This is a genomic window from Clostridium sp. chh4-2 (assembly GCF_002899675.1).
Taxonomy (GTDB): domain Bacteria; phylum Bacillota; class Clostridia; order Lachnospirales; family Lachnospiraceae; genus CHH4-2.
Window position 1 is genome coordinate 54,651 of record NZ_PKUU01000011.1, and the last position, 21,308, is coordinate 75,958.

Annotated in this window: 21 protein-coding genes; all 21 read right to left on the bottom strand. The window is 44.2% G+C overall.

Annotated elements, in window-relative coordinates; all coding sequences use genetic code 11:
* Positions 1 to 8: 8 nt before the first annotated feature.
* The gene (locus tag C0033_RS13155; protein WP_103228338.1) at positions 9 to 647 is read right to left on the bottom strand and encodes an HAD family phosphatase; all 639 of its coding nucleotides are present in this window, start codon (positions 645 to 647) and stop codon (positions 9 to 11) included.
* Positions 648 to 717: 70 nt separating this feature from the next.
* Positions 718 to 1,701, bottom strand: coding sequence for an SIS domain-containing protein (locus C0033_RS13160; RefSeq protein WP_103228339.1), 984 nt, complete (start codon positions 1,699 to 1,701; stop codon positions 718 to 720).
* Between the two features lie 39 nt (positions 1,702 to 1,740).
* Positions 1,741 to 2,583, bottom strand: coding sequence for a PTS system mannose/fructose/sorbose family transporter subunit IID (locus tag C0033_RS13165; protein WP_103228340.1), 843 nt, complete (start codon positions 2,581 to 2,583; stop codon positions 1,741 to 1,743).
* Between the two features lie 12 nt (positions 2,584 to 2,595).
* Positions 2,596 to 3,408 (bottom strand): PTS sugar transporter subunit IIC, encoded by an 813-nt coding sequence (locus tag C0033_RS13170; protein ID WP_103228341.1) that lies wholly within the window; start codon positions 3,406 to 3,408, stop codon positions 2,596 to 2,598.
* Between the two features lie 29 nt (positions 3,409 to 3,437).
* A complete protein-coding gene (locus tag C0033_RS13175; RefSeq protein WP_103228342.1) occupies positions 3,438 to 3,902 on the bottom strand; it encodes a PTS sugar transporter subunit IIB in 465 nt (154 codons plus the stop codon).
* Positions 3,899 to 4,324 (bottom strand): PTS fructose transporter subunit IIA, encoded by a 426-nt coding sequence (locus C0033_RS13180; protein ID WP_103228343.1) that lies wholly within the window; start codon positions 4,322 to 4,324, stop codon positions 3,899 to 3,901. Before C0033_RS13180 ends, C0033_RS13175 begins: the two co-directional genes overlap by 4 nt.
* A gap of 313 nt (positions 4,325 to 4,637) precedes the next feature.
* Positions 4,638 to 5,360, bottom strand: coding sequence for a GntR family transcriptional regulator (locus tag C0033_RS13185; protein ID WP_103228344.1), 723 nt, complete (start codon positions 5,358 to 5,360; stop codon positions 4,638 to 4,640).
* A 217-nt stretch (positions 5,361 to 5,577) separates the two neighbouring features.
* Positions 5,578 to 6,381, bottom strand: a complete 804-nt coding sequence (locus tag C0033_RS13190) for an EcsC family protein (protein WP_103228345.1) — start codon at positions 6,379 to 6,381, stop codon at positions 5,578 to 5,580.
* Between the two features lie 194 nt (positions 6,382 to 6,575).
* Positions 6,576 to 6,971: a hypothetical protein gene (locus C0033_RS13195; RefSeq protein ID WP_103228346.1), complete on the bottom strand. Its 396-nt coding sequence runs from the start codon at positions 6,969 to 6,971 to the stop codon at positions 6,576 to 6,578.
* Positions 6,971 to 7,600 carry a hypothetical protein gene (locus C0033_RS13200; protein ID WP_103228347.1) on the bottom strand — a complete coding sequence of 210 codons (630 nt, stop codon included), beginning with the start codon at positions 7,598 to 7,600 and terminating at the stop codon, positions 6,971 to 6,973. Before C0033_RS13200 ends, C0033_RS13195 begins: the two co-directional genes overlap by 1 nt.
* A gap of 2 nt (positions 7,601 to 7,602) precedes the next feature.
* Positions 7,603 to 9,507: an ATP-binding protein gene (locus C0033_RS13205; protein ID WP_103228348.1), complete on the bottom strand. Its 1,905-nt coding sequence runs from the start codon at positions 9,505 to 9,507 to the stop codon at positions 7,603 to 7,605.
* 69 nt (positions 9,508 to 9,576) lie between these two features.
* Positions 9,577 to 11,439: a hypothetical protein gene (locus tag C0033_RS13210; protein ID WP_146043768.1), complete on the bottom strand. Its 1,863-nt coding sequence runs from the start codon at positions 11,437 to 11,439 to the stop codon at positions 9,577 to 9,579.
* 105 nt (positions 11,440 to 11,544) lie between these two features.
* Positions 11,545 to 11,994: a hypothetical protein gene (locus tag C0033_RS13215; protein ID WP_103228350.1), complete on the bottom strand. Its 450-nt coding sequence runs from the start codon at positions 11,992 to 11,994 to the stop codon at positions 11,545 to 11,547.
* A 61-nt stretch (positions 11,995 to 12,055) separates the two neighbouring features.
* Positions 12,056 to 12,934: a hypothetical protein gene (locus tag C0033_RS13220; RefSeq protein WP_103228351.1), complete on the bottom strand. Its 879-nt coding sequence runs from the start codon at positions 12,932 to 12,934 to the stop codon at positions 12,056 to 12,058.
* A gap of 249 nt (positions 12,935 to 13,183) precedes the next feature.
* Positions 13,184 to 14,146 carry a hypothetical protein gene (locus tag C0033_RS13225; protein WP_103228352.1) on the bottom strand — a complete coding sequence of 321 codons (963 nt, stop codon included), beginning with the start codon at positions 14,144 to 14,146 and terminating at the stop codon, positions 13,184 to 13,186.
* A 141-nt stretch (positions 14,147 to 14,287) separates the two neighbouring features.
* Entirely contained in the window at positions 14,288 to 16,183 is a 1,896-nt protein-coding gene (locus C0033_RS13230; RefSeq protein ID WP_103228353.1) for a hypothetical protein, read from the bottom strand.
* Positions 16,184 to 16,293: 110 nt separating this feature from the next.
* Positions 16,294 to 17,259: a hypothetical protein gene (locus C0033_RS13235; protein WP_103228354.1), complete on the bottom strand. Its 966-nt coding sequence runs from the start codon at positions 17,257 to 17,259 to the stop codon at positions 16,294 to 16,296.
* 34 nt (positions 17,260 to 17,293) lie between these two features.
* Entirely contained in the window at positions 17,294 to 18,778 is a 1,485-nt protein-coding gene (locus C0033_RS13240; protein ID WP_103228355.1) for a hypothetical protein, read from the bottom strand.
* Between the two features lie 28 nt (positions 18,779 to 18,806).
* Positions 18,807 to 19,955 carry a hypothetical protein gene (locus C0033_RS13245; RefSeq protein ID WP_103228356.1) on the bottom strand — a complete coding sequence of 383 codons (1,149 nt, stop codon included), beginning with the start codon at positions 19,953 to 19,955 and terminating at the stop codon, positions 18,807 to 18,809.
* A gap of 55 nt (positions 19,956 to 20,010) precedes the next feature.
* A complete protein-coding gene (locus C0033_RS13250) occupies positions 20,011 to 20,604 on the bottom strand; it encodes a hypothetical protein (protein ID WP_103228357.1) in 594 nt (197 codons plus the stop codon).
* 113 nt (positions 20,605 to 20,717) lie between these two features.
* Positions 20,718 to 21,263 carry a hypothetical protein gene (locus C0033_RS13255; RefSeq protein ID WP_103228358.1) on the bottom strand — a complete coding sequence of 182 codons (546 nt, stop codon included), beginning with the start codon at positions 21,261 to 21,263 and terminating at the stop codon, positions 20,718 to 20,720.
* Positions 21,264 to 21,308: the final 45 nt, after the last annotated feature.

A 21,308-nucleotide genomic window follows, 5' to 3' on the forward strand; every position in this document is an offset into this window, starting at 1 on the left:
CTATTCGGTTATATCCTTTCGTCCAGCCGTTCCAGCACATCCTTCAATTGTCCGATTACCGCAGTAGCCGCGCTTTGATCGATCCTTTCACCGTGACGGGGTTTCAGCGCATATACCCGCAGCCCCGCATTCAGCGCCGCCGCAATTCCGGTGGCGGAATCCTCCACGGCGAAGGCATTTGCCGTATTCAGCCCCAGTTTTTCCATGGCCTTTAAGTAAATTTCCGGGTCCGGCTTGTGGGTGCTGCACTCAACTCCGCTGATGCAGTAATCGACTAATTCAGTCACTCCGGCGGCTTTCATCATGGCTTCGATGGCCGTCCGCTCAGAAGAAGATGCAATGCCGATCTTTAAGCCTCTGCGCTTCAGCTCCTCAAACAGCGGTTTCACCTGTGGGTCCACCAGCTTTTCATAAGGTTCCGGATGAGCCGCCCGGTATTCCCTGTACTCCAGAAGCATCTGGCGGCACAGAACCGGATCGTCCGGAACGATGGCTTCCCAGATTGCTTTCTCATTGGAACCGACAAAATCCATCTCCGCGTCATATACAAACTGTTTTTCCCGCAGATAATTCTCCCGCCTCTGCTGATAAAAATGCTCTGTATCTGCCAGCACACCGTCCATATCAAATATGATGCCCTCTATCATAATCTCTCCCCTTCAAACTCTTCCATGAACATCCATCACAAGTCCTGTGCCTGACATGAGGCTGTAAGAATTAGTATTCCAGTTTCCACATATAGCGGCGTTTTGTCAGCGGATGCTGGCGCGCATAGGACAGTTCCTCAGCATATACACGGAATACTGCAGTATGTAACAATGGGTTGAAATAAGTAGCCACGTCGCTGCTGATCTCGGAAGACAGACCGTAATCTTTTGCATCCACAACGGTTGTCAGAGCGTCGAAACGCTGAAGGAAAGTCAGGGCTCTGGAATCGATGGATCTTGTTTTTCCATCATTCATCAGCAGTACGAATGGTACGTCTTTATCTGTAATTTCAAATGGTCCGTGGAAGAACTCTCCTGAATGGAAGCTTCCTGAATTGATCCACTGCATTTCCATCATCAGACAGATGGATGTAGAGTATGCAACCTCAGCGCTTGCGCCGCTGGACATTACATAGATAACCGGAGCGTCTTTATATGCTTCTGCAAATTCTTTGGCAGCCTTTTTTGCGGAAAGAGCGCTTTTTTCTGCCAGTTCAAAGATGGTGTCAAAGCCTGCAATCATCTTGTCGTATTTGTCATATCCTTCTATCTGCTGAAGGAGTTCCAGTGCCAGCGCCATTACATAGCCCATTTTTTCCAGTTTTGCAGCGTAGTTTGCTTCAAATCCGTGAATGATGCTGTAATCTGCGTCGATGGTCAGAGCTGAACCTGCTGCATGTGTTACGCTGACAACAACTGCGCCTGCTGCTTTTGCCACAGCGTTGGCTTTTACTGTCTCAGGAGTGCTTCCTCCTAAAGAAGCGGTGATAACAACCGTTGTCTCGCCCAGCCAGTCCGGAACATCATAGTTAAATTCATTGGCGGTATAATGAGCGACACGCAGCTTTTTGCTGGCATTTGCAAGAAAATACTTAGCCGGATACAGTTCGCTTTTGGAAGCGCCGCAGCCTACGAACGCCACATTTTCTATGGTATTCTTGCTGACGATGTCAGAGACAATTTCCTTTACCTGATTCAGATTGATATTGTACATGATAATTTCCTCCTTAAAATAAATGCTTGTTTTTTATATTTACGCCAATACGCCCAGCGCATTGATAATGATACCGCCTACAATACAGATCAGCAAAAGCCATCCTGTAGAAACTCTCTTACGAATCAGAGCATACATTGTCATGGTAACCCCAAGGCTTAACGCCTGCGGCAGGATTCCGTCCACGATGTCCTGAAGCACCAGTCCGGTGCTCTTAAATGCGATCGGCGTTGTGATGCCCACCATGCTGGCTACCATAGCGCCGATTACCATCAGTCCCACGACTCCGCAGACATACATCAGCTGATCCATCAGATTTCCGCTCTGAAGTTTGGTCAGATATTTACTTCCCATGGTATATCCAAGTTTTCCTCCGAACCAGGTAACCAGCCAGGCCGGAATCAGGGAGATCAGAATGGCCAGAATCGGCCCTAAGATGCTGCCCTGCTGTGCCAGTGAAATTCCAAGTCCAAATGCGATAACCCGGACCGTACCCTGGAAAAAGGAATCCCCCACGCCGGAAAGAGGTCCCATCAGGGAAGTCTTAACCGCATTGATTGTCTCAGGATTGAAATTGTCCCTGTCTGCCGCATACTGCTCTTCCATGGATGACGCAAGTCCGAGGACAAAGGCGCTGGTCTGGGGTGTGCAGTTGTAAAATGCCATATGGCGTTCATAAGCTTCTTTCTTTTGTTCCACCTGAACCGGGTCCGATTCGTCGGGATATAATTCGTCTAATGTGGGGGCAATGCCGTACAAAAACCCCATATTCATCTGACGTTCATAGTTCCAGGATGCCTGAATTGCCCAGGACCGCCAGAAAAACTGTAAAAATTTCTTGAAATCGGAGCGCTTATTGGGCGCAGCCTTTGTATTGCTCATGGTCTCTCCTCCTTACGCTTCCAGCGGATCGTCATCTTCCAACGGGTCATAATCATCTAAGTCATCAGCTGCATGTGCAGAACCTCCGCCTCCGCCGCTCTTGAACTTCAGACCGCTCAGAACAACGGCTGCGATAACGGCGAAAATAGCGATTGCCGTGATATTCAGTCCCAAATACCCTACCAGGAAAAATCCCAGGAAAAAGTAAACCGTCAAATCCTTGTTCAGCATAGTCGACATCAGCAGCGCAATACCATAAGCGGTAAGGAACTTGGTGCCCAGGTTCAGCCCTTCAGTCAGCCATCCCGGAATCACGCTCACGATCATCTGCACCACGTCGGTTCCCGCATAGATTGCCAGGAAAATCGGAACAAAATACATCAGCGCATAGACAAGCGTTCCCCACACGATATGCATCTGCCAGGCTCTTTTAAACTTTCCCTGGCTGATGGCGTTGTCCGCCACATGCGTCAGGTTTGCCAGCAAGATTCGTCCCAGCACTCCGATGGCCTGCCCCAGCAAAGCGATCGGTACCGCAAGCGCAAGAGCCGTTTCCATGGTGGCGTCTGTCAATATGGCAAATGCCGCCGTAATAATTGCCGCCATATTCATGTCCGGCGGAGCTGCCGCGCCGATGTTTACAAGTCCCAGGCTCATCAGCTCCATGGACGCTCCGACCGCAAGTCCTGTAGGCAGATCGCCCAGCAGCAGACCTACAATCGTACTGGTGATTAAGGGGCGTTCCAGATTAAGACGTCCTAACAGTCTTGAATCCAAAATACAGAATACGCCGACCAACCCCAGGATAATGGATGTACCCAACATAATTTAATCCTCCTCTTTTTGTTTACAGCTTATAAATTAAGTGGTTCTACCTTCAGGCTTGGTGTCTGTTGGATATACAGCTTAATTCCCATATCTACCAGTTTCCGGGTGTCCTCTGCCTCGCTCTCCGTCATGAAGATAGCGCTTCCGTACTGCTTTGCGCCCGCTTTATTAGCCAGTCCCCCATAGTTGATTTCTTTAATTTTCGGATATGCCTCGCAGAATGCCAGCAGCGTTTCGGTATTTCCAAAAATCATCATGATGTTCTCATTCAGCGTCTCAACCTTTGGCATCTTCGCAAGGGTTGTTGCCAAAGAAAAGATGTTCAGCCGCACTCCGGCCGGTTTACTCAAAGAAAGAGCTGCTTTTTTCAATTCATCGGATGCCGCAGCGTCGTCAACTACAATAATGCGCTGTGCTCCCACATAGCTGCACCAGGAAAATACAACCTGACCATGCAGCAGACGATAGTCCAAACGTACCAGCTTTATCATAAAATATCCTCCTCTTCTTCCTGAGCTGCCGAACGCAGCATCTCCGTACAGTTTACAATCTGTTCTCTGGCCTGCCCGATCAGACCGTTCAGTTCCTCTGAAGAAATCGGCCCGTTTGTAAGAGCCAGGGCAAGCACCAGGCTTAAATTCATACCGCAGATAATCACCAAATCCGGATAATCGCCCAACAGCGTCATCATATCGTTATTAACGCTTCCTCCCAGCACATCGGTCAGTATGTAGACATTGTCCGATGCATCAAAGCTGTCTAAAAGCCGGCGCGCAGCTTCTGCAACGCTCTCTGTCTCGTCCCGTGTGGTGGCTATCGCATAAAGATTTGGTAAATCCCCCAGAACCATCTGAATCGTATCTTTCACCCCGGCAGACATTCCGCCGTGGGAAGCAAGAATAATTTTGTTCATGCGCTTCTCCTTTCTTTAACCCCTATATGATTTGCTTTCGCTTCACAACATCTATGTCATCTCTAACGTCATAGACGTCATAATCGTTATATTCATAATAGCAGATTTTACAAATCTGTCAATACAGTTTGCAAATAAAAAGACAATTTGTGGAACTGCATAAATTTTTTATGTGTTTTTTAGTAATATTTACCGTAGATTTTCACAAAAAAGCCGGGAGACAGCCATTATCTGCTGCCTTCCGGCTTTTCCATTCTATATTTTCAATTTCTCCCCAACTTGAGGGCAAATTCCAGAATAGTTCCCTGTCTTTTTACAGATCAAACATATACCGGCTTCCAATATAATACTGGCGGCCAATACAAAGCGGTTTCCCCTCCTCATCCACAAAATAGCTGTTCAAATGCATGAGCGGCTCGCTTAAAGGAATTCCCAGCTTCTGCGCCTGCTCCACAGATGCCCTGGTGATCTCCAAAGTGCGGCGGAAACTGTCCACCGGCCGTCTTCCCGAAACCCGTTCAATCACTTCAAAAAGCGACACATCATTTAAATCCTCCTCCATCAGGCCGCGAAACTCCTGATAAGGGAAGAATTGATTTTCCAAAAAGATCGGAAGACCGTCTGCGGTCCTGACCCTCTCCACATAAACAAGAAGGCCGTCTTCACCAAGCCCGAAAAACTCCTGTTCGTCCTGGCGGGCCGGCACAATCTGGCGGCTCAGCAGGCGGGCTCCTGCCTTCATATTATAATTCTGGCAGGTTTTCGTAAAGCTCTCCAAACGGTTTCCTCCCGCCATCTTGCGGTGAATCCGCGGCGTGCTCACAAATGTTCCCTGTCCCTGCCGTTTAATCAAATATCCTTCATTGCACAATTCTTCCACCGCCCGGCGCAGCGTGATACGGCTCACGGAATATTCCGCGCTCAGCTCCGGTTCCGATGGAATCTTCTCCTTGGCCTTATACCTGCCCTGTTCGATGGCAGTCTTAATGTCTTCTTTCACCTGCTGATACAGCGGTGTAATTCTACTCTCATTCATAATGTCCCCTCACATCATATTGTTTTCAAGTCATCATATTCGTTATATATATCTATAACCTTTTCTTTCATCATATCGATTTTATCAGCTTCTGTCAAGGGATTTTCGGCGTTTTAGGTTTAAAAAGTAACAGTTTATCCTTCCGATGGCTGTGCCGGCTCCGGCTGTTTCCATCGGAAGATTGAACTGTTACTTAAAAATGATGTTGTTTGACCATTTACTGTTTCTGAAGTTTAAGTAAGTATCTTTTCCAATATTTTAATTCCGCATATTTCATCACCTTATTATAATAAAAAGGATTTCCGGCCCCTCCAATCACACCTACCACAGGAAGTCCCTGAACAAATTTCATCAAGACCATATCCACTGCAAATGCATCCGCAGTCCGGGGAATCTGCTGCTTCACAGCCTCGTTCCAATTCTCATTTGCCTCTCCCGCAATCATGCGGTCAACTGCCTCATTGCCGGCGTTCCATTCCTCTTCTCTCAGCATTGCTGTTTCCATAAGTTTCAGAATAAAATACCGCTCTTCATCAGTATCATAATCAAATCCGTAATGAAGTGAGATTTCATAAATTCCCTTCAGCAGTACGCCGACGAATACGACGATATCCGGCAGCCCGATTCCAAAGACGCCAAGCCCGATTCCCTCGGCCGTAGTAATGGTCATATTCAACAGATGAGCCGCGCTGACGCTGCTGCGGACTTTTTTTAAAGATCTCCGGTTCGCCTTTACCTGAAATGTAAAGTTCTGCACCTCAAGATTTTCCTGAATCACATCCCGCTTATAGCCTTTTTCAATTATCCCGGTTCCCTTTTCAAAAATGATGGAAAATGCCTTACAAAATACGCTTTGAAGGCTTTTGTACACCTTATCCGGAACCTTCTCTTCCAGAACCTGTTTCCACTTGTTATTAGCAGGTTTACCTGCCGACCGGCATAACCGTTCTTCCTGCTTCTGAACTATCTTCAACTCTTTTTCCACCGCCAGCTGATACTTCTGTTCCTTACTCTTTGCCATACCGCCTGCCTCCTGAAAATTTATACCACATTCTATGTTTCATAAACGCTGCCCGTTTTGTTACTATGATTCAATTATATCTGTTTTCTTTCGTTCTTGCTTCTCCCGGCGGAGGAAATAATCAGGCTTCTGTTAACCGAAAAAAGAGGCGAATACTCTGTAAAAGCACTCCCCTCTTTCGCATCTATCTCTTATCACTCGCCCGCTTCATCTGCGGACTCATCTTTTTGTGAACCCAGCAGCTCTTCTAAAAATTCCTGATCTATCTCTATCTTTTCCGGTTTTCTGCTCAGGATATATTTGGCCTCATCCGGTTTTTCCATCAGGTAATCCAACGAAAGAAATGCAGTGACCGGATTCATGTTAAGTTTATCAACCAGGTCTTTTACCGTCACTTTTTCAATCACAGTGCTTGGATATTCTCCCGTAACGAGAAACTCCACCAGCTGTTTCCTCAATTCCGGATTCATTCGGTTTACTGCCGCCACAGCCTGATCCACTTCTTTCTCACTATATTCCTGCTGTGTTCTCAGGTATTCACTTAATTTAATCTTCTGAACAATGCTCAACTCGCCATTCTTAATCATCATTAAAACACTCCTTCCAGACATCCACTGGCAAACGTACGGGCATCCATCTCAACCAACTGAATTGCATATTCCTTAGGATCAACGCTGGCGCTGATGTAATTAGCAAAATTTGTAGCCCACGCCTTGCTCCGTTCTTCCTCTACGTTCCAATAACCGGCTTCCCGAATTGCTTTCCATTGAACGGCATGCCGCAGTTCATGAATTATGGTATCAAAGAACTCCTGAATCCGTTCAGGCGTTTTTGAAAGTAAATCAGCAACATTTAAGTTAAGGGTATTATCCCTGCTGTTATAAAATCCGCACTGATGCCGGTCGTCACCATAAAATTCTACTTTTACATCCAGATCATATTCTTTCTGCAGTGCCTGTATCAAATTTTGGGCACTCTTAATCCGCTGCGCTGCATCCATATCTTGAACAGATTCTATAATATTCTCGCCAAATGTCTCGTGGATCATATCTCTTGTCTGTTCCTGCATCTTTATATCTGTTTCGCTCATCTCTGCGGTACAGAGCGTTCCCGGAGCGTTCACGCAGTATCCCCATAAATCATGAAGAAACTCAACCGCCGCACATACTACTTCTGCCACCAAAAGCGCAGTAACAATTGTTCCTAATGTTATTGACATTCTTATCCCTCCAATAATCTCCTTTTTTCAATCATTTCAACATCAGCTGCCCATTGATTGATTTTGGGGTACAGTTTTTCGTAAACGGCCTGATCATAAGGACAGCGTTGGGACTCTTTATCTCTGTCCAAAATTTTTATGGCCGCGGTATCCTCATCGCTATTATCACGTATTTGTGCAGCCCGTTCAATATGATAATCCTTTGCCCTAAAAAGAATATCTTTCCCGGATGTCGGCCGGAACGCTTTGCGAAGCATTCTGCAGTATCCTACGGCGATACTGTCGATATTTTCCGGGCTGTCGCCATAAACATTGCACCGCTCAATTTCCTGTATCAATGCATCTTTCCATAGGCTTTGGGTAATGGTGTTGGCCTCGTAATCATCACACTGTTCTGTTAAAGCTAAGTTAACAATTTTCTGAATATCAGAGCCGATTACAATCTTTACCCTTTCGTTATTTACTAAATAGGTATTTACAATCTTTAAATAAAAGTCTTTCTTCTGTGCCGCCTCTTCAATCAACGGAGGCTTGCCCATCTTCTCCCTTTCTTCTTTTGTTTTATTCACAGCTTTATTGATACAGGCCAAAAAGATATCTGCGCATTCACTGGCCGTCGGAAGATAAACAGCGAATAATTCGTCAAAACGCCCGCTTCGGAAAAATTCTTTCGGAAGTCCTCCTATATCGTTGGCCGTTGCAAAGATAAAACACGGTTTCTTGTTTTCCTGCATCCAGTTTAGGAGTGATCCGAACATTCTCTTAAAAGTTCCCCCATCCGAATTTCCGCTGGCCTGAGCACCACTGAACCCCTTCTCCAGCTCGTCGACCCACAAAATACATGGCGCCATCGCTTCCACGGTTGATAAGGCCCAGCGCATCCTTTCCTCGGACTCACCTAAATGCCCGCCCATCAGGTTGCCCATATCCATCTGTAGAAGAGGAAGCCCAAACGTTTTAGAGGTCAGCTTAGCTGCCAACGATTTTCCGCAGCCCGGTATTCCACAGAGCAGAATCCCTTTTGGCGCCTGAACAGCATAGGTACGCCGGTTTAAATCTTCATCTTCCAAAAGCCTTTTTTCTCTGATATTTTTTATGTATTCTGTCAGCTCCTGCATTCCGCCAATCTCTTCATCTTCATCGATGGTAATTAACTTTAGGATCTGATCTCCATTATGAAGTTTTTGTGCTTTTTGATCCTGAATAATCTTCTTCACTGCTTTTTCATCATTTAGCCACTTAATCTCCCCATCTTCGTCAGTTTCCTCAATTTCACGGGTTAAAACTTTATTCATGGCCGTTATAGCTTCCTGTTTGGTAAATCCCTGAAGTTCACTGCTTAAACGTTCCAGTTCTTTCCCTTCTATCCGCTCACCAAACTGTGCTGCCTTCTCCTGTACCAGTTCCCTGATCTCATTGTGATCCGGATATTTCACTTCGATCACTTCTGTGTACTGTAAAATTCTGTCGGATAAGCAGATATTATCCGAATATATGATCATAGCGCTGCTTTGCAGTATTGCCGTGTTATGCCGGACATTTTTATCAGTAGACCGGCTTATATATCCTCTTATATAGTCATCTAATTTAGCTTCATCAAAACCCTTTTTACCGGCTAAGGTAACAATATGAGGGTAACTCCATGTATTAACACTATCGAGTTCTTCTAACCAATTATCCGGCTTGGGAGATTCATTCGGATGCTGCCGTTTCCATTCTCCATAAGGCCGGTATTTACCCCCTTCTGCCGTATTGTTTGCGTTAATTTTTTTAACCAGAAGCACAAGTTCTTCGCTGTCCACAATATCCCTGATTAAATCATAAGAATTCGTCTTAATGAAAAGAATTGGTATACCGGCCCGCATTGCAGACTTACACTTTTTTGTAACATCAGATAACACACTCATATCCGCACTTCCTTTCCAACCGTTTCAATCACCGCTCCGGATGAACTTGCTGTAACTAACTATGTATATTTATACTTCAAATTTAAGTGTCATGATTTCATAGGCATTCTTTGTAATAGCTTCGATATGGCTTTCTAAGGAAGAGTCTGTAACCGCTGAATCCACGGCCTTACTAATCCAAAATCCCTGTTCAGTATGAATTATCTCTTTTATAGTTTTTTTCACGCCATTTATCATCCCCCGCCCTGTATCCGTATCTTTCATTATTCCAAAAACGGCCAAAGTGCTTATTACTTTCATCTTATAATCCACCAGCAATTCCCGGCTTGGACATTTGATTTTCACTGGAATCATTCCATTTATAATTTTATCAGCATTAATGAGCTTTTCCAGATTCAAATTCAAAGAATCCCACATGTTTTCCGGCATAGTCATCTTCTGCGCCAAAATAGCGCCGAGCCGTTTCTGAAGTTCATGCTCCAGCTGAATACGGATTTCCTTAATAATACCCGAAGTCCATTTCCTGATGCACTCCTTATTATCTGATCTGATCTCATCCATGATCCCGGAAATGCCCCTCTCTATACGCTCCTGCTGGTCTTTTATATTTTCAGGGTCAAACACCTTTTCCATAGTTTTTTCCAAGTTGAAGTCCTTACAATCTGCCTTTATGGAAGCATCGGCCACATCAAAGACTACCTTACTTATCTTCTCGCCCATATTATATTTCATTCTATCTTTCAGCCAACCCACACCGGATATATTACTGCTGATTACTGCTTTTTTTACAGCGGCAACGCACTCCTTTTCCATATCATCCACAAGCCCTGCCCATATCAGGCCCTGCGAAACGCTGAAACACGGATTGGGGGAACATGTTACCACATATTTAGGTTCCGGAAAAATCTTGCGGGCGTATTGGGCAATAAAATCCATTTTGCTGGCGCCGCCGGTCAGAACAATTTCCTTTACCGAATAGTTTTCTTCGATAAGGGTCTTACTCTTACGGAAAAATTCTTTACAGCAGTATTTCCAGCTTCCGGCAAGCAAAGCGCCGTTGAGTTCCACATTGACTTCCTCTTCGCCTAATGCCCGATCCATCAGCTCATCGTCAATATCCAAAATGGCAGTTAATTTTTTCCCGCCGGCAGTAGAAAATTTCCATGCGAATACGGAGGACTCTTCATCCAATGATCCGTTAAAATACGCTTCCTTTACCGCTCTAAGCCTTCTTTCCAGATTGGCGTAATTTTCGCTTGGAACAATATCCAATCCCAGCCTGTCTGCTTTTTCCGACGCCTCGCAACACATCATCCGGCTCAGAGTTTTTTCAATTGCCCTCGCACCCAGATTCCAGCTTACCTCAACGCACCGTTCTCCCGACTTCATATACGTTGAATCGGCCGTAGAGGAACCAAAGTCATATACAACAGCTCCGTCGCCAGCCGATATCATCCGTCCTTTTCCGTCCGCCAACGCGCTGAACATGGCCGCCCGGGATTCAGGGATTACACGGACCTCCGCCGCGCCGGTTGCTTTTTTAATAAGCTGTTCGTATTCGTTCCGGCTCTTTTCCGCTGTCCACTCCTCAGAAGCCGGACAGCCCACAACCAGCAGAATCTGTTCTCCATCGGCAATCTCGGTATTATATTCCATGATTCCATCCATCACTTTGCGAAACAAAAGGCTTATCAGATCCCGGCGCATAACCGTCACTTCATTGCCCCGGATCTGTTCGTTAAAATGCTTTGGCGACGCCTTAAAATAGTTAAACAGCTCACCATGGTATTCTGCTTCAGCCGGAATCACCGTGTTCTTGTTCCCATCCAGAAATAAATTCATCACTCTGAAAGCCTCGCCGTTCATAGACTGAATCATGGCGGCTGCGATCTCACAATGTCCAAAATCCAAACCGATAATTCTCATTGGCATATATCCTTCCAATTTCTTTTATTTTCTAAATCAGATACCTTTTTCTATCTGCTTCTAGCTTACAACATATTCGGTGAATTTTCATCCCTCAATGAGGGAAAATATTCAAAATGACAATCCCTGAGAAACACTGAAATCCGGAATCACACGAACCTCCGCCACGCCTGTTTCCTCCATGATAAACTGTTCATATTCTTTCTTCTCTGATAACCACTCCTCAGAAGCCGGACAGCCCACAACCAGCATAATCTGATCCCCATCGGCGATTTCGGGATTATTATCCATAATCCTCTTCATCACCTTACGGAGTAAAAAGCTCATAAGCGCACGGCGGCAGATTGTCTCTCTATTGCAATGGATTTCCTCAGCAAAATGCTTTGGAGATACCCAAAAATGGTTAAAACGCACACCATAGCATTCTACCTCGGCCGGAATCACATAGTTCATGAACTCGTCTAAACATAAATTGTGCATACGAACAAACTCGCCGTTGTTAAATAAACCTATTGCTGCTGTAATATCACTATATCCAAGATCCAATCCGATAATTTTCATTGCCATATCCCCCGTATCCGCTTAATTAGAAATACTTCTCAGCTTGCTTCTACTATATTATTTATACCTCAAGTTTAACCGCCATAATCTCATAGACATTCTTTATCATAAGCTCAATATCACGTTCTACAGAAGCGTTAGTAACTTCTGAATCTATTACCTTCTTAATCCGTTGTTCTAATAATGGAAGAACCACTTTTTTTCTCCTCTCGTATTTCATTTCCATTAGCGACCATTTTCTAAATTTTTGCGAACACCCATCATCACTCATTTTGTTATTCAGATAATCATCCACGAAACAAGAAACCATTACAGTAATAGCAGGAGAAATTTCCGGTAGTCGCAGTCCTGACTCTTCAAAAAATGTGGCTGTCATTACCCTCGCAAATAAAATGCCCAAAATTAAGTTCACATCTATTTCATCTACGACTTTATCCGCATCAACACCCATATTCTCTAAATACCGATTCGATGAATCCCACAGATTTAAGGACATAACCATCTTTTGCCCACATGTAATACCAAGCCTTCTCTCAAACTCTTCTCCCATCCTAATACAAATTTCCTTATTAATATCAGAAGACCATGCGCTTATGCATTCCCTGCTATCCTCTTTAATTTTTCCTTCAATCCAAGAAAATTTCTCATCTATGCGTGCTTTTAGGTCTTTTGGGGATTCATCCTGAGACGCATTTGCCCAGGCATCTATTATATCGAACATAAATGTGTATAAGTTCCCGCACACACTGGTTTTAAGTGTCTCCTCCAGTTTGTCAATATCTGCTGCGCCGCTATCCATAACTGCTTTCTTTACACCTGCGATACACTCGTCCCTCATATCGTCTGTAAGCCTGACGCTTGCCAATTCCTGTGGCTCTCTGTGCATTGATATAGTGGTTTCACAACTCCCAAAATCTAACTCAATCTTTCTCATCGCCATGCGTCCTTTCTCTTATCCGCCCAATCATCAATATCTTTTGATCTGCTTTTAATATTTTGATCTACTTTTAATATATCGCATATAAAAGGAACGTTCATCCCCCGGCGAGGGAAAAATATTTAAATTCTGTATATTAATAGCCCTGACAACTGTAAGGAGTTTTCAGAGCTATTAATCTATTATTTTTACCTTATTTACCATGTTTCGTTATAGACAGAGCAATAAATGCGCAGACCGATTGAACAGTTACTATACTTCTATATCAGGAAGCGTTTCCTTTATTATTTTATCCATTTCACGATAAAGGGCCTTCAACTGTTCAACAGGACATTCTTTGTCCTTCATTCTGGAAATTCTATCTTCTGTCATTACCTTATCCAGGCACTCTTCCAGATGAGACGCATTCTCAATTGTCTGATTCCGCTTCTCTTTCATCTTATTAAGATCATCCATCACGCTGTCCCATGCAAAATAACCTGCCGACGTATCGTCAATATATGATTTTACTTTCGTGAGTATAGAAAGCAGCTCCTGGTCGGAAACGGCCACTGTTTCATGCAGGTCGAATCTGCTTCTGCCTAAGGAGAGAGCTTTATACAAATCACTGAATGCACCGCCCCGGTAAGACATATCCTGCAAAAAATCCCATCTGTCGGATTCACTCGGTGATGTACCGGAATCCGCCGGTATCTCTTTTAATTTTTCCTTCATCTTTTGATAATCAAGCCATGCGAGGTTCAGGCAGGTATTAAATCCGCAGAGGACAACAGATTCTGAACTCTGTTCCTCTTCAAGCTCCTTCTCCACATACTCACAAAAACCGGATAATTTGCTTTTCAGCTTATCTTCTGCATAGTAGCTTGTGAGGAGGATATTGGCACGCTCTTCTAAAGCAGCCAACTGCCTGATATCTTTCCAAACCTGTAAACACTCTGCAAATCTGGTTCCAAAGCGTTTTGTACTGTCAATAGCCGGATTATCGATCAGATAAATGATATCCTTATATCGTTTTTTAGCCTGAGCCAAATCGTCATTTGGCTTTTTTACAGAGGTTTCTCCTGAACGGCAGCCGGGTTGTCCTACTCCGCGGCGGCCGGGAAATCTATTGGGTTTGGAGTTTCCTCCTAAGATTTTCATCAATTTTTCTTTTCCTCCTACTATGACAGCAATACCCACAGATACAAATAATGTAAACTTTAAAAATTTTTTCATTTTATCTCCATTCCGTATATTTTATCCGCGTATATATGAATTATAACACAGCAGCACTTTACACGCCACTTTTGGCTGCCCATATTGTAAGGCCATAAGCCCTGATAGCTGCGTACTATTATCAGGGCTTATAAATTATATTTATATTTCGAATTTGAGCGTCATGATTTCATAGGCGCTTCTTGTAATAGCCTCAATATCATTTTTTACCGAAACGGCTGTAACCTGTGAATCTACAGCATTATTAATCTCCGCACCGACCTGGCTAATGATTTTTTCCTTTTGATCATTTTTTTCCATTACATTTTTTGCTTTTCTTCTAATCTTCTCATCACGAGCCAGATCTTTGTTAGTATCATTAAAGCAGGAGGCAAACAGAGCTCCGACTGCCGCACCCAAAAGTGTACTAATCACCGGAATCGGAATAAGTATTGTCCCTATTCCTGCATATGCCAATATAAGTACCCACATGATTATATTAGTCATCAATGAATTCACATCGATTCCCTCTATAATCTTATCTGTATCAATGCTCACTTTATCTAAGCTTTGGTTCAGCGTATCCCACATGCGTTGAGGCATAACCATCTTTTGTGCCAACGTAGTACCGAGTTTTTTCTTGAGCGCTTCTTCCAATTGAATGCGAATCTCATTAACAATACCCGATGTCCAGTTCTCAACACATAACTTATTATCTCTTTTGATATCGCCTTCAATTTTGGATATATTTCTATCCATGCGCTTCTGCAGATCATGCAGAGATTCGTCTGTGGCTGCTTGGGCCCATTCATCCATTGAACTATAAATGGACTGATATATTTTTTCTCCCATGCTTGATTTTAAACCATCTTTAAGATCTTCAACCATTGCTACTCCGCTGTCGACAACCGCACTCTTCGCAGCAGCGATGCACTCTTCCTGCATCTCATCCACAAGACCTACCCATACCAGACCTTGCGAAACGCTGAAACTTGGATTTTTGGCACATGTCACTTCATACATCGGTTTTGGGAATATCTCACGGGCGTATTCAGCGACAAATTTCATTTTGCTTGCTCCGCCGGTCAGAACAATTTCTTTGACCGAATGCTGCTTTTCTATGAGTAACTTACTTTCACGGAAAAATTCTTTACAGCAGCGTTTCCAGCTACCGGTAACCAGCTTGCCGTTAACATCCATAGTAAGCTCTTCATCGCTCAGCGCCCTAGCCATCGTGTCGTCATCAATATCAAGCGTTACCGTCAGCTTCTTCCCTTCTACCGTCGGGAATTTCCATGCAGTCACAGAGGAATCTTCGTCCAATTCTCCATTAAAATAGGCTTCCTTTACGGCTCTCAGCTTTCTTTCCAGATTTGCATAATTATCAATAGGAACCAGCTCTAAGCCCTTCTGGTTTGCCTTCACCGATGCTTCGTGGCACATCATCCTGCGCAGAGCCTTTTCAATCTCTCTTGCTCCCAGATTCCAGCTAACCTCTACACACCGTTTGCCGGTTTTCATATAAGTTGAATCCGCTGTGGATGAACCGAAATCATATACAGCCGCTCCTTCGCTGGCAGAAATCATACGGCCTTTTCCGTCTGCCAAAGCGCTGAACATCGCTGCGCGGGATTCAGGAATTACACGAACCTCCGCCACCCCGGTCGCTTCCTTGATGAGCGTTTCATATTCTTTACGGTTCTCTTCTGACGTCCATTCCCCGGAAGTAGGGCAGCCTACGATCAGCATAATCTGTTCTCCGCTGCTAATCTCGGTATTGAATTCCAAAATTCCATTTATTATCTTTTTAAACAAAAGGATCATCAGATCCCTGCGGACAGCCGTTACTTTATTTCCCTCAACCTGTTCGTTAAAATGTTTCGGCGAAGCCTTAAAGTAGTTAAATATCTCGCCCTCGTATTCCACCTCAGCCGGAATCACTGTATTCTTATCCCCATCCAGAAACAGATTCTTCATGCTGACAAACACTCCATTCAGAAATATCGCCATCGCCGCCGCAATCTCACAATGCCCAAAATCTAACCCAATAATTCTCATAGCCGTACTCCCTTTCATTTATCCTATTTATTCCTGATCTCCCTTGATCTGCTTTCATTTTAACCCCTTCCAACCGGATTTTCATCCCTCGGCGAGGGAAAAATGAAATATTACTCTTTTATATCAGAAAGATTTTCCTTTATCTTTTTATCCATTCCACGGTAAAGATTTTTCAGCTGGTCAACCGGACATTCTTTATCTTTCATTTTCATTATCACATCTTCAATCATCACCTGTTCCAGACGTTCTTCCAGATCACGGGCCTTCTCAATTGCAGCCTCCCGCTTTTCCTTCATTCTGTTATAATCGTTCATCACACGGTCCCATGAAAAATAGTCTGATGACGCATCATCCATATACCCCCGGACCTTTGTGAGCACAGCAAGCAGTTCTTTGTCAGAAACGCCTATGGATTCATTGGCTTCAAACTTCCGTTTACCTAATGAAAGGGCTGAATACAATTCCCCAAATGCCCCTCCCCGGTAGGACATATCCTGTAAAAAGTCCCATCGGTCCGCTCCGTTTGGTGATGAGCCCGATTCCAAAGGCATTTTTTTCAATCGCTCCTTCATCTTTTTATAATCCAGCCAGGCGAAATTCAGGCAGCTGTTAAACCCGCAGAGAACGATGGATTCTGAACTCTGTTCCTCATCAAGCTCTTCCTCCACATATTCACAGAAATCAGCTAACTTGCTTTTCAGGCGGTCCTCCGCATAATAGCCTGCGAGAATGATATTCGCACGGTCCTCCGCTCCCGCCGACTGCCTGATCTCCTTCCACATCCGCCGGCATTTTTCCAATCGGGCCTCAAAACTTTTCGTTCCAACCTGCGGATGATCCAAACGGTAAATGATATCGCTGTATTGCTTTTTAGCCATCGACAGATCATCGCTGCCCCTTGGCCCGCCGATGGTTATCTTTTCCGCACTGCCCGCAGTCCCATCTTCTTTTCCTCTGTCAGGCGTCCGGCCTCCGCCAAACAGCATACCGAAAAATTCTCTCAGCTTTTCTTTTCCTAACACTGCCAAAACAATAATCGCCAATACGGCAATTGCCGCTTTTAAATATACATTCATCCGATCACCTTTCCTGTGCATGTTTAAGCCTTTCTTACCTGTCATTAACCGGGATATTCTTCATCCAATCATTTCCATATAGAGATGCTGCCCGTTTTCCATCCCATTCAGGGATATTCGAGCGCACCAATCCTTTATTATTCAGAAGCATATATCCTTTATCATTAACATGTACTTCAACAAATGTCTCATAGCTCAATGCCTCGAGCTTACCGGCAATCCTCTGGTTGTTTTTGCACGGAAGGTATCTGCCCGACATCACGCGGCCTTTCCGCAGATACATTTCCCCATCTTTGCATACGCTGTAGCTGGATACTTCAGATCCGTATGCCAACTGGGTTTCCCTTTTATCTTTTCTGGCCCAGACCCGGATATCACTGCTGTAATAATTAGGCCGATATACACAGAACTCGTCGCAAACGGCCACTGTGGGCAGAAAACATACAATCTTTCCCTGTATCATATTGCAGTACCTGTACTCACCCGGTTTCAGGCTAAGTTCCCATACCATCTGCCGCTTTTCGGAATAAAGCTGAATGCAGACGCTCCCAAATCCATTTTGTTTTTTTACAGCCTCGATCTTGACCGTATGTATCACTTCATTCTTCGGAACCTCATTCACCTCATAAAGCCACCAGCGGTAAGGCGTATCCCGGCATTCCAGCTTTTCATAGGACGCATTGGCATTAATCAATTCCACAGAAAGAACCGGAGCGCTTTTTTCAGCCTCTTTTACCGTATGATCTTTTTGATTAAGAAATTCTTTCTTTCCCTTCTCTTTTGGAGGAGTTTTCATCTGTGATAAATTTACCGATTTCGAAGGTTTACTGTCCTTGGGCGGTTCCTTTTTTACAAAGGCCGGCTGCTGGTTCTGCGGCTCTGCTGCAGGGCTGCACTCGGTCAGCATACTGATTGCAAGCATGCTGATTGCTGAAACAGGAGAATTATCTCCATTTTTCCGGTTATTGTTTAAAATAACTGCCAATTTTTCCTTTATATGCCCCTGCTCCAGTTCCTGTGATATCTGCTTTTTAATTGCATCATCAATCTTATAAGGCTTCTCCAGATCTTTTCTTATGGATGCAGCCCCCGCCTCTATCTTAGGATTGTTTCCATAAGATTCACGAAATCTCTGAACAGCCAGCTCTACATTATCATTCCAGGAAATGCTCCAATCAATAGGTTCGCCTATGCCGCTTTCAATAAACTGCCTTCTTTGCATTTTCCGTTCATATAATAATACCTTTAAGTCAAAAACCACTTCTGCACACTGCCCGGCATCCATATTTTCAGTTCCTGTTTTCGCTTCCAATAATTCTTTCTCACGCAAAAGATCAAGCCAAAATTGTTTATCAAGGTATTCTGCTGTTTGCCCATCGTCAAACAGCAGAACCATAGGTACGCAATGAACTTCTGCAAATTCACAAAATTGTTCTAATTGATTATATAGCTGCGATAAACTTGCATATTTCTGCAGATCTATCAGATTCACAATCGTCTGTCTATCCGCTCTTAACATATGACAGGATCTCCTTTATTTTATTAATCTATATTGTACCTACAACTGTATTTTCTTCGACCTCAACCGTTTCCTCTGCATCCATACCCATAATATGTCTCACAAAGCTCCACGCCTTTTTAACGGCTGCGATTGCAACAGGCGCCACTGTATTCTGAACAAATTCACCGATCTTGCGAAGCCCGGCTGCTGCAACCCTGACGCCGACGCGGACAACTGTGGATGCCGCTTTGACGCCTAAACGGACTCCGCCGTCCCAAATGTTTACCGCTTCACTCATAGCCGCCATACAGCCTGCTACCAGAAGAACCAATGCAGGAGCTGCCAAAATTAATCCGCCCATCCCTGCTGCTACCATTACGCCTTTGCCAACGATCCATGCTGCGAATTTTATCATCATGACCATTCCCAGAATATCCAGCAAAGCGACCGCTGCTTCCATTGCCATCTCGCCCATCGTAAAGCGTTTTACAATCTGTTCCTCTTCTACAGTCGCCGCAACAACGTATGCAACTTCCTGAATTGTCAGATCCGGAGGCAGCTCTTCGATGGTTCCATTCTTGGATTCCACGTAACTCAGCATAGTCAGAATGCTTTCATATTCGATTTGATCCTGTCCGATCTGAAGCACCATCTGAGTAACTCCAAGTTCTGATGCAAGCGCATCCAGCTGGTCTGCCTGGCGGAACAAACCGTGGCTTAAAATCGAAGATCTGTTAAGCGCTTCTATCGTCCGTGCCCTGATCTCGGCTTCCAGCTCAGGGCTTGCCTGCTCCTCTGTAATGGGGTCTTCATCTGCCTGGTTAACCAGTTTTTCGCCTTCTTCACATTCCTCTCCAGAGGCCTTTGCGCTGGCTGTGGTTACTGCTGCATACATCTGTGTAAGGATATTGCACCGTTCAGCTGCGCTCTTATTTTCAAGCAGCTGGTCTATCAGTTTATCCATGGTGCCATTTTTATTCTCCACTGCTTCGCTGTAGCTCTGATTGAAGTCTTTAACCGCCTGAACCGCCTCGTTAGCCATCATCAGTCCCTGTTCCATAGACTTATTGTCCAAACCGTCCATATAAATCTGTGCAATGAGGTCCAGGTTAGAAACGCCTGCTTCTCTCTTAGCCAATACTTCTTCTGCCTGTTTCTTCATCTGTTCAAATCTTTCTTTATTCATAGTCTTCATAGTATTTCCTCCTTGTTCTGGATATGTTTTTTAAGTTTCTTTCTTTATGCTCCCATCATATCATTCCTGCCTTAGAATCGCTTCCCTCGGTGGAGGATATTTTTTTCTTCATTCGTTCGATATTGTATATATTTTTAAATGGATGCGCTTCATCCCTGCCGTACTCTTCCAGAAGTTCTGCCGCCGCCTTCGGCTCATAACATTCTATTCTCAGCAATGCCAGCACAATTTTGTCCAGATACTCCCTTTTGTCAAATGCGATCGAAGCCTTTTCCAAAAGCGCCTCCGCCTCTTTTTCGCTGAGCTGAAGCGCAATCGCCAATTTAAAACCGCTTTCTCTGCTGATTCCCTTTGCATTTAAGCGGATGTTGCTCCACGTATTTTTATCAATATCCGCATACTCATAAAACTTTTTCTCATCTAGCTTTAAACTTTTTTTCACAAAAGTATCCGGCTTCTCTATTCTCTGAATATACCGGCAGATATCTTCATAAAGAGAGGTTTCCGCCGAAATGGATATCCGGGACAATTCCTCTGCCACTTTCCGTAACTGATGAACCCGGTTTTCATCGCTGCAACCGTAGTTGGCTATGCTTATTTGTGCATTTAATTCTTCTTCTACAGTAATCATCTGAATTTTCTTATCCAAAGAGACACCTCCATCATATTCAATCAAAAATTATACCGTTTAAACAGCAACAGTCCAGCCTCCCGCCATCTGCGCCGAATCCGGCGCAATTAACGGGAAGATGAACAGTCACCTTAAATGATATAGATATTTTCAAACGGATGCTTTTTATTCTTTCCAAGCACCTCTAAAATCTCGCTGGCTTCGTCCGGATCGTAGCATTGGATATGCAGCAATGCGATGATAACGTGATCCCGGTAATCGGTACGGCTCAGCGCATAAGAAGCCTTTTTCACCAGCTCCTTCGCCTCTTTTTCCGTGAGCTGCAGCGCAATAACCAGCTTCAGCGCACTTTCCTTGCTGATTCTTTTTGCCTCCAGCCTGATATTGCTCCATGTATTTTTATCAATATAAGCGTATAAATAAAACTTAGGTTCATCCAGTTCAGCCTCTTGCTGCGCCGCCTTCTTTTTAATAAAAGACGGCACTTTAATCCTATAGAGATAGGCGCAGATATCCTGATAAAGCGTCGAATTATCATCTAAAATGGATTCTAATGCTCTTTCTAATGCCTGCTTATACTGGTGCACACGTTTTTCCTCTGTGCTAACCCCCTGTTCAATACAATGCTGTGCGTTTAACTCTTCTTCCACCTGCAAAAGACGTACATTTCGTTCCATACGATCCATTCCCCCTTCCGCATTTCATAAAAATATGTTTTTAAC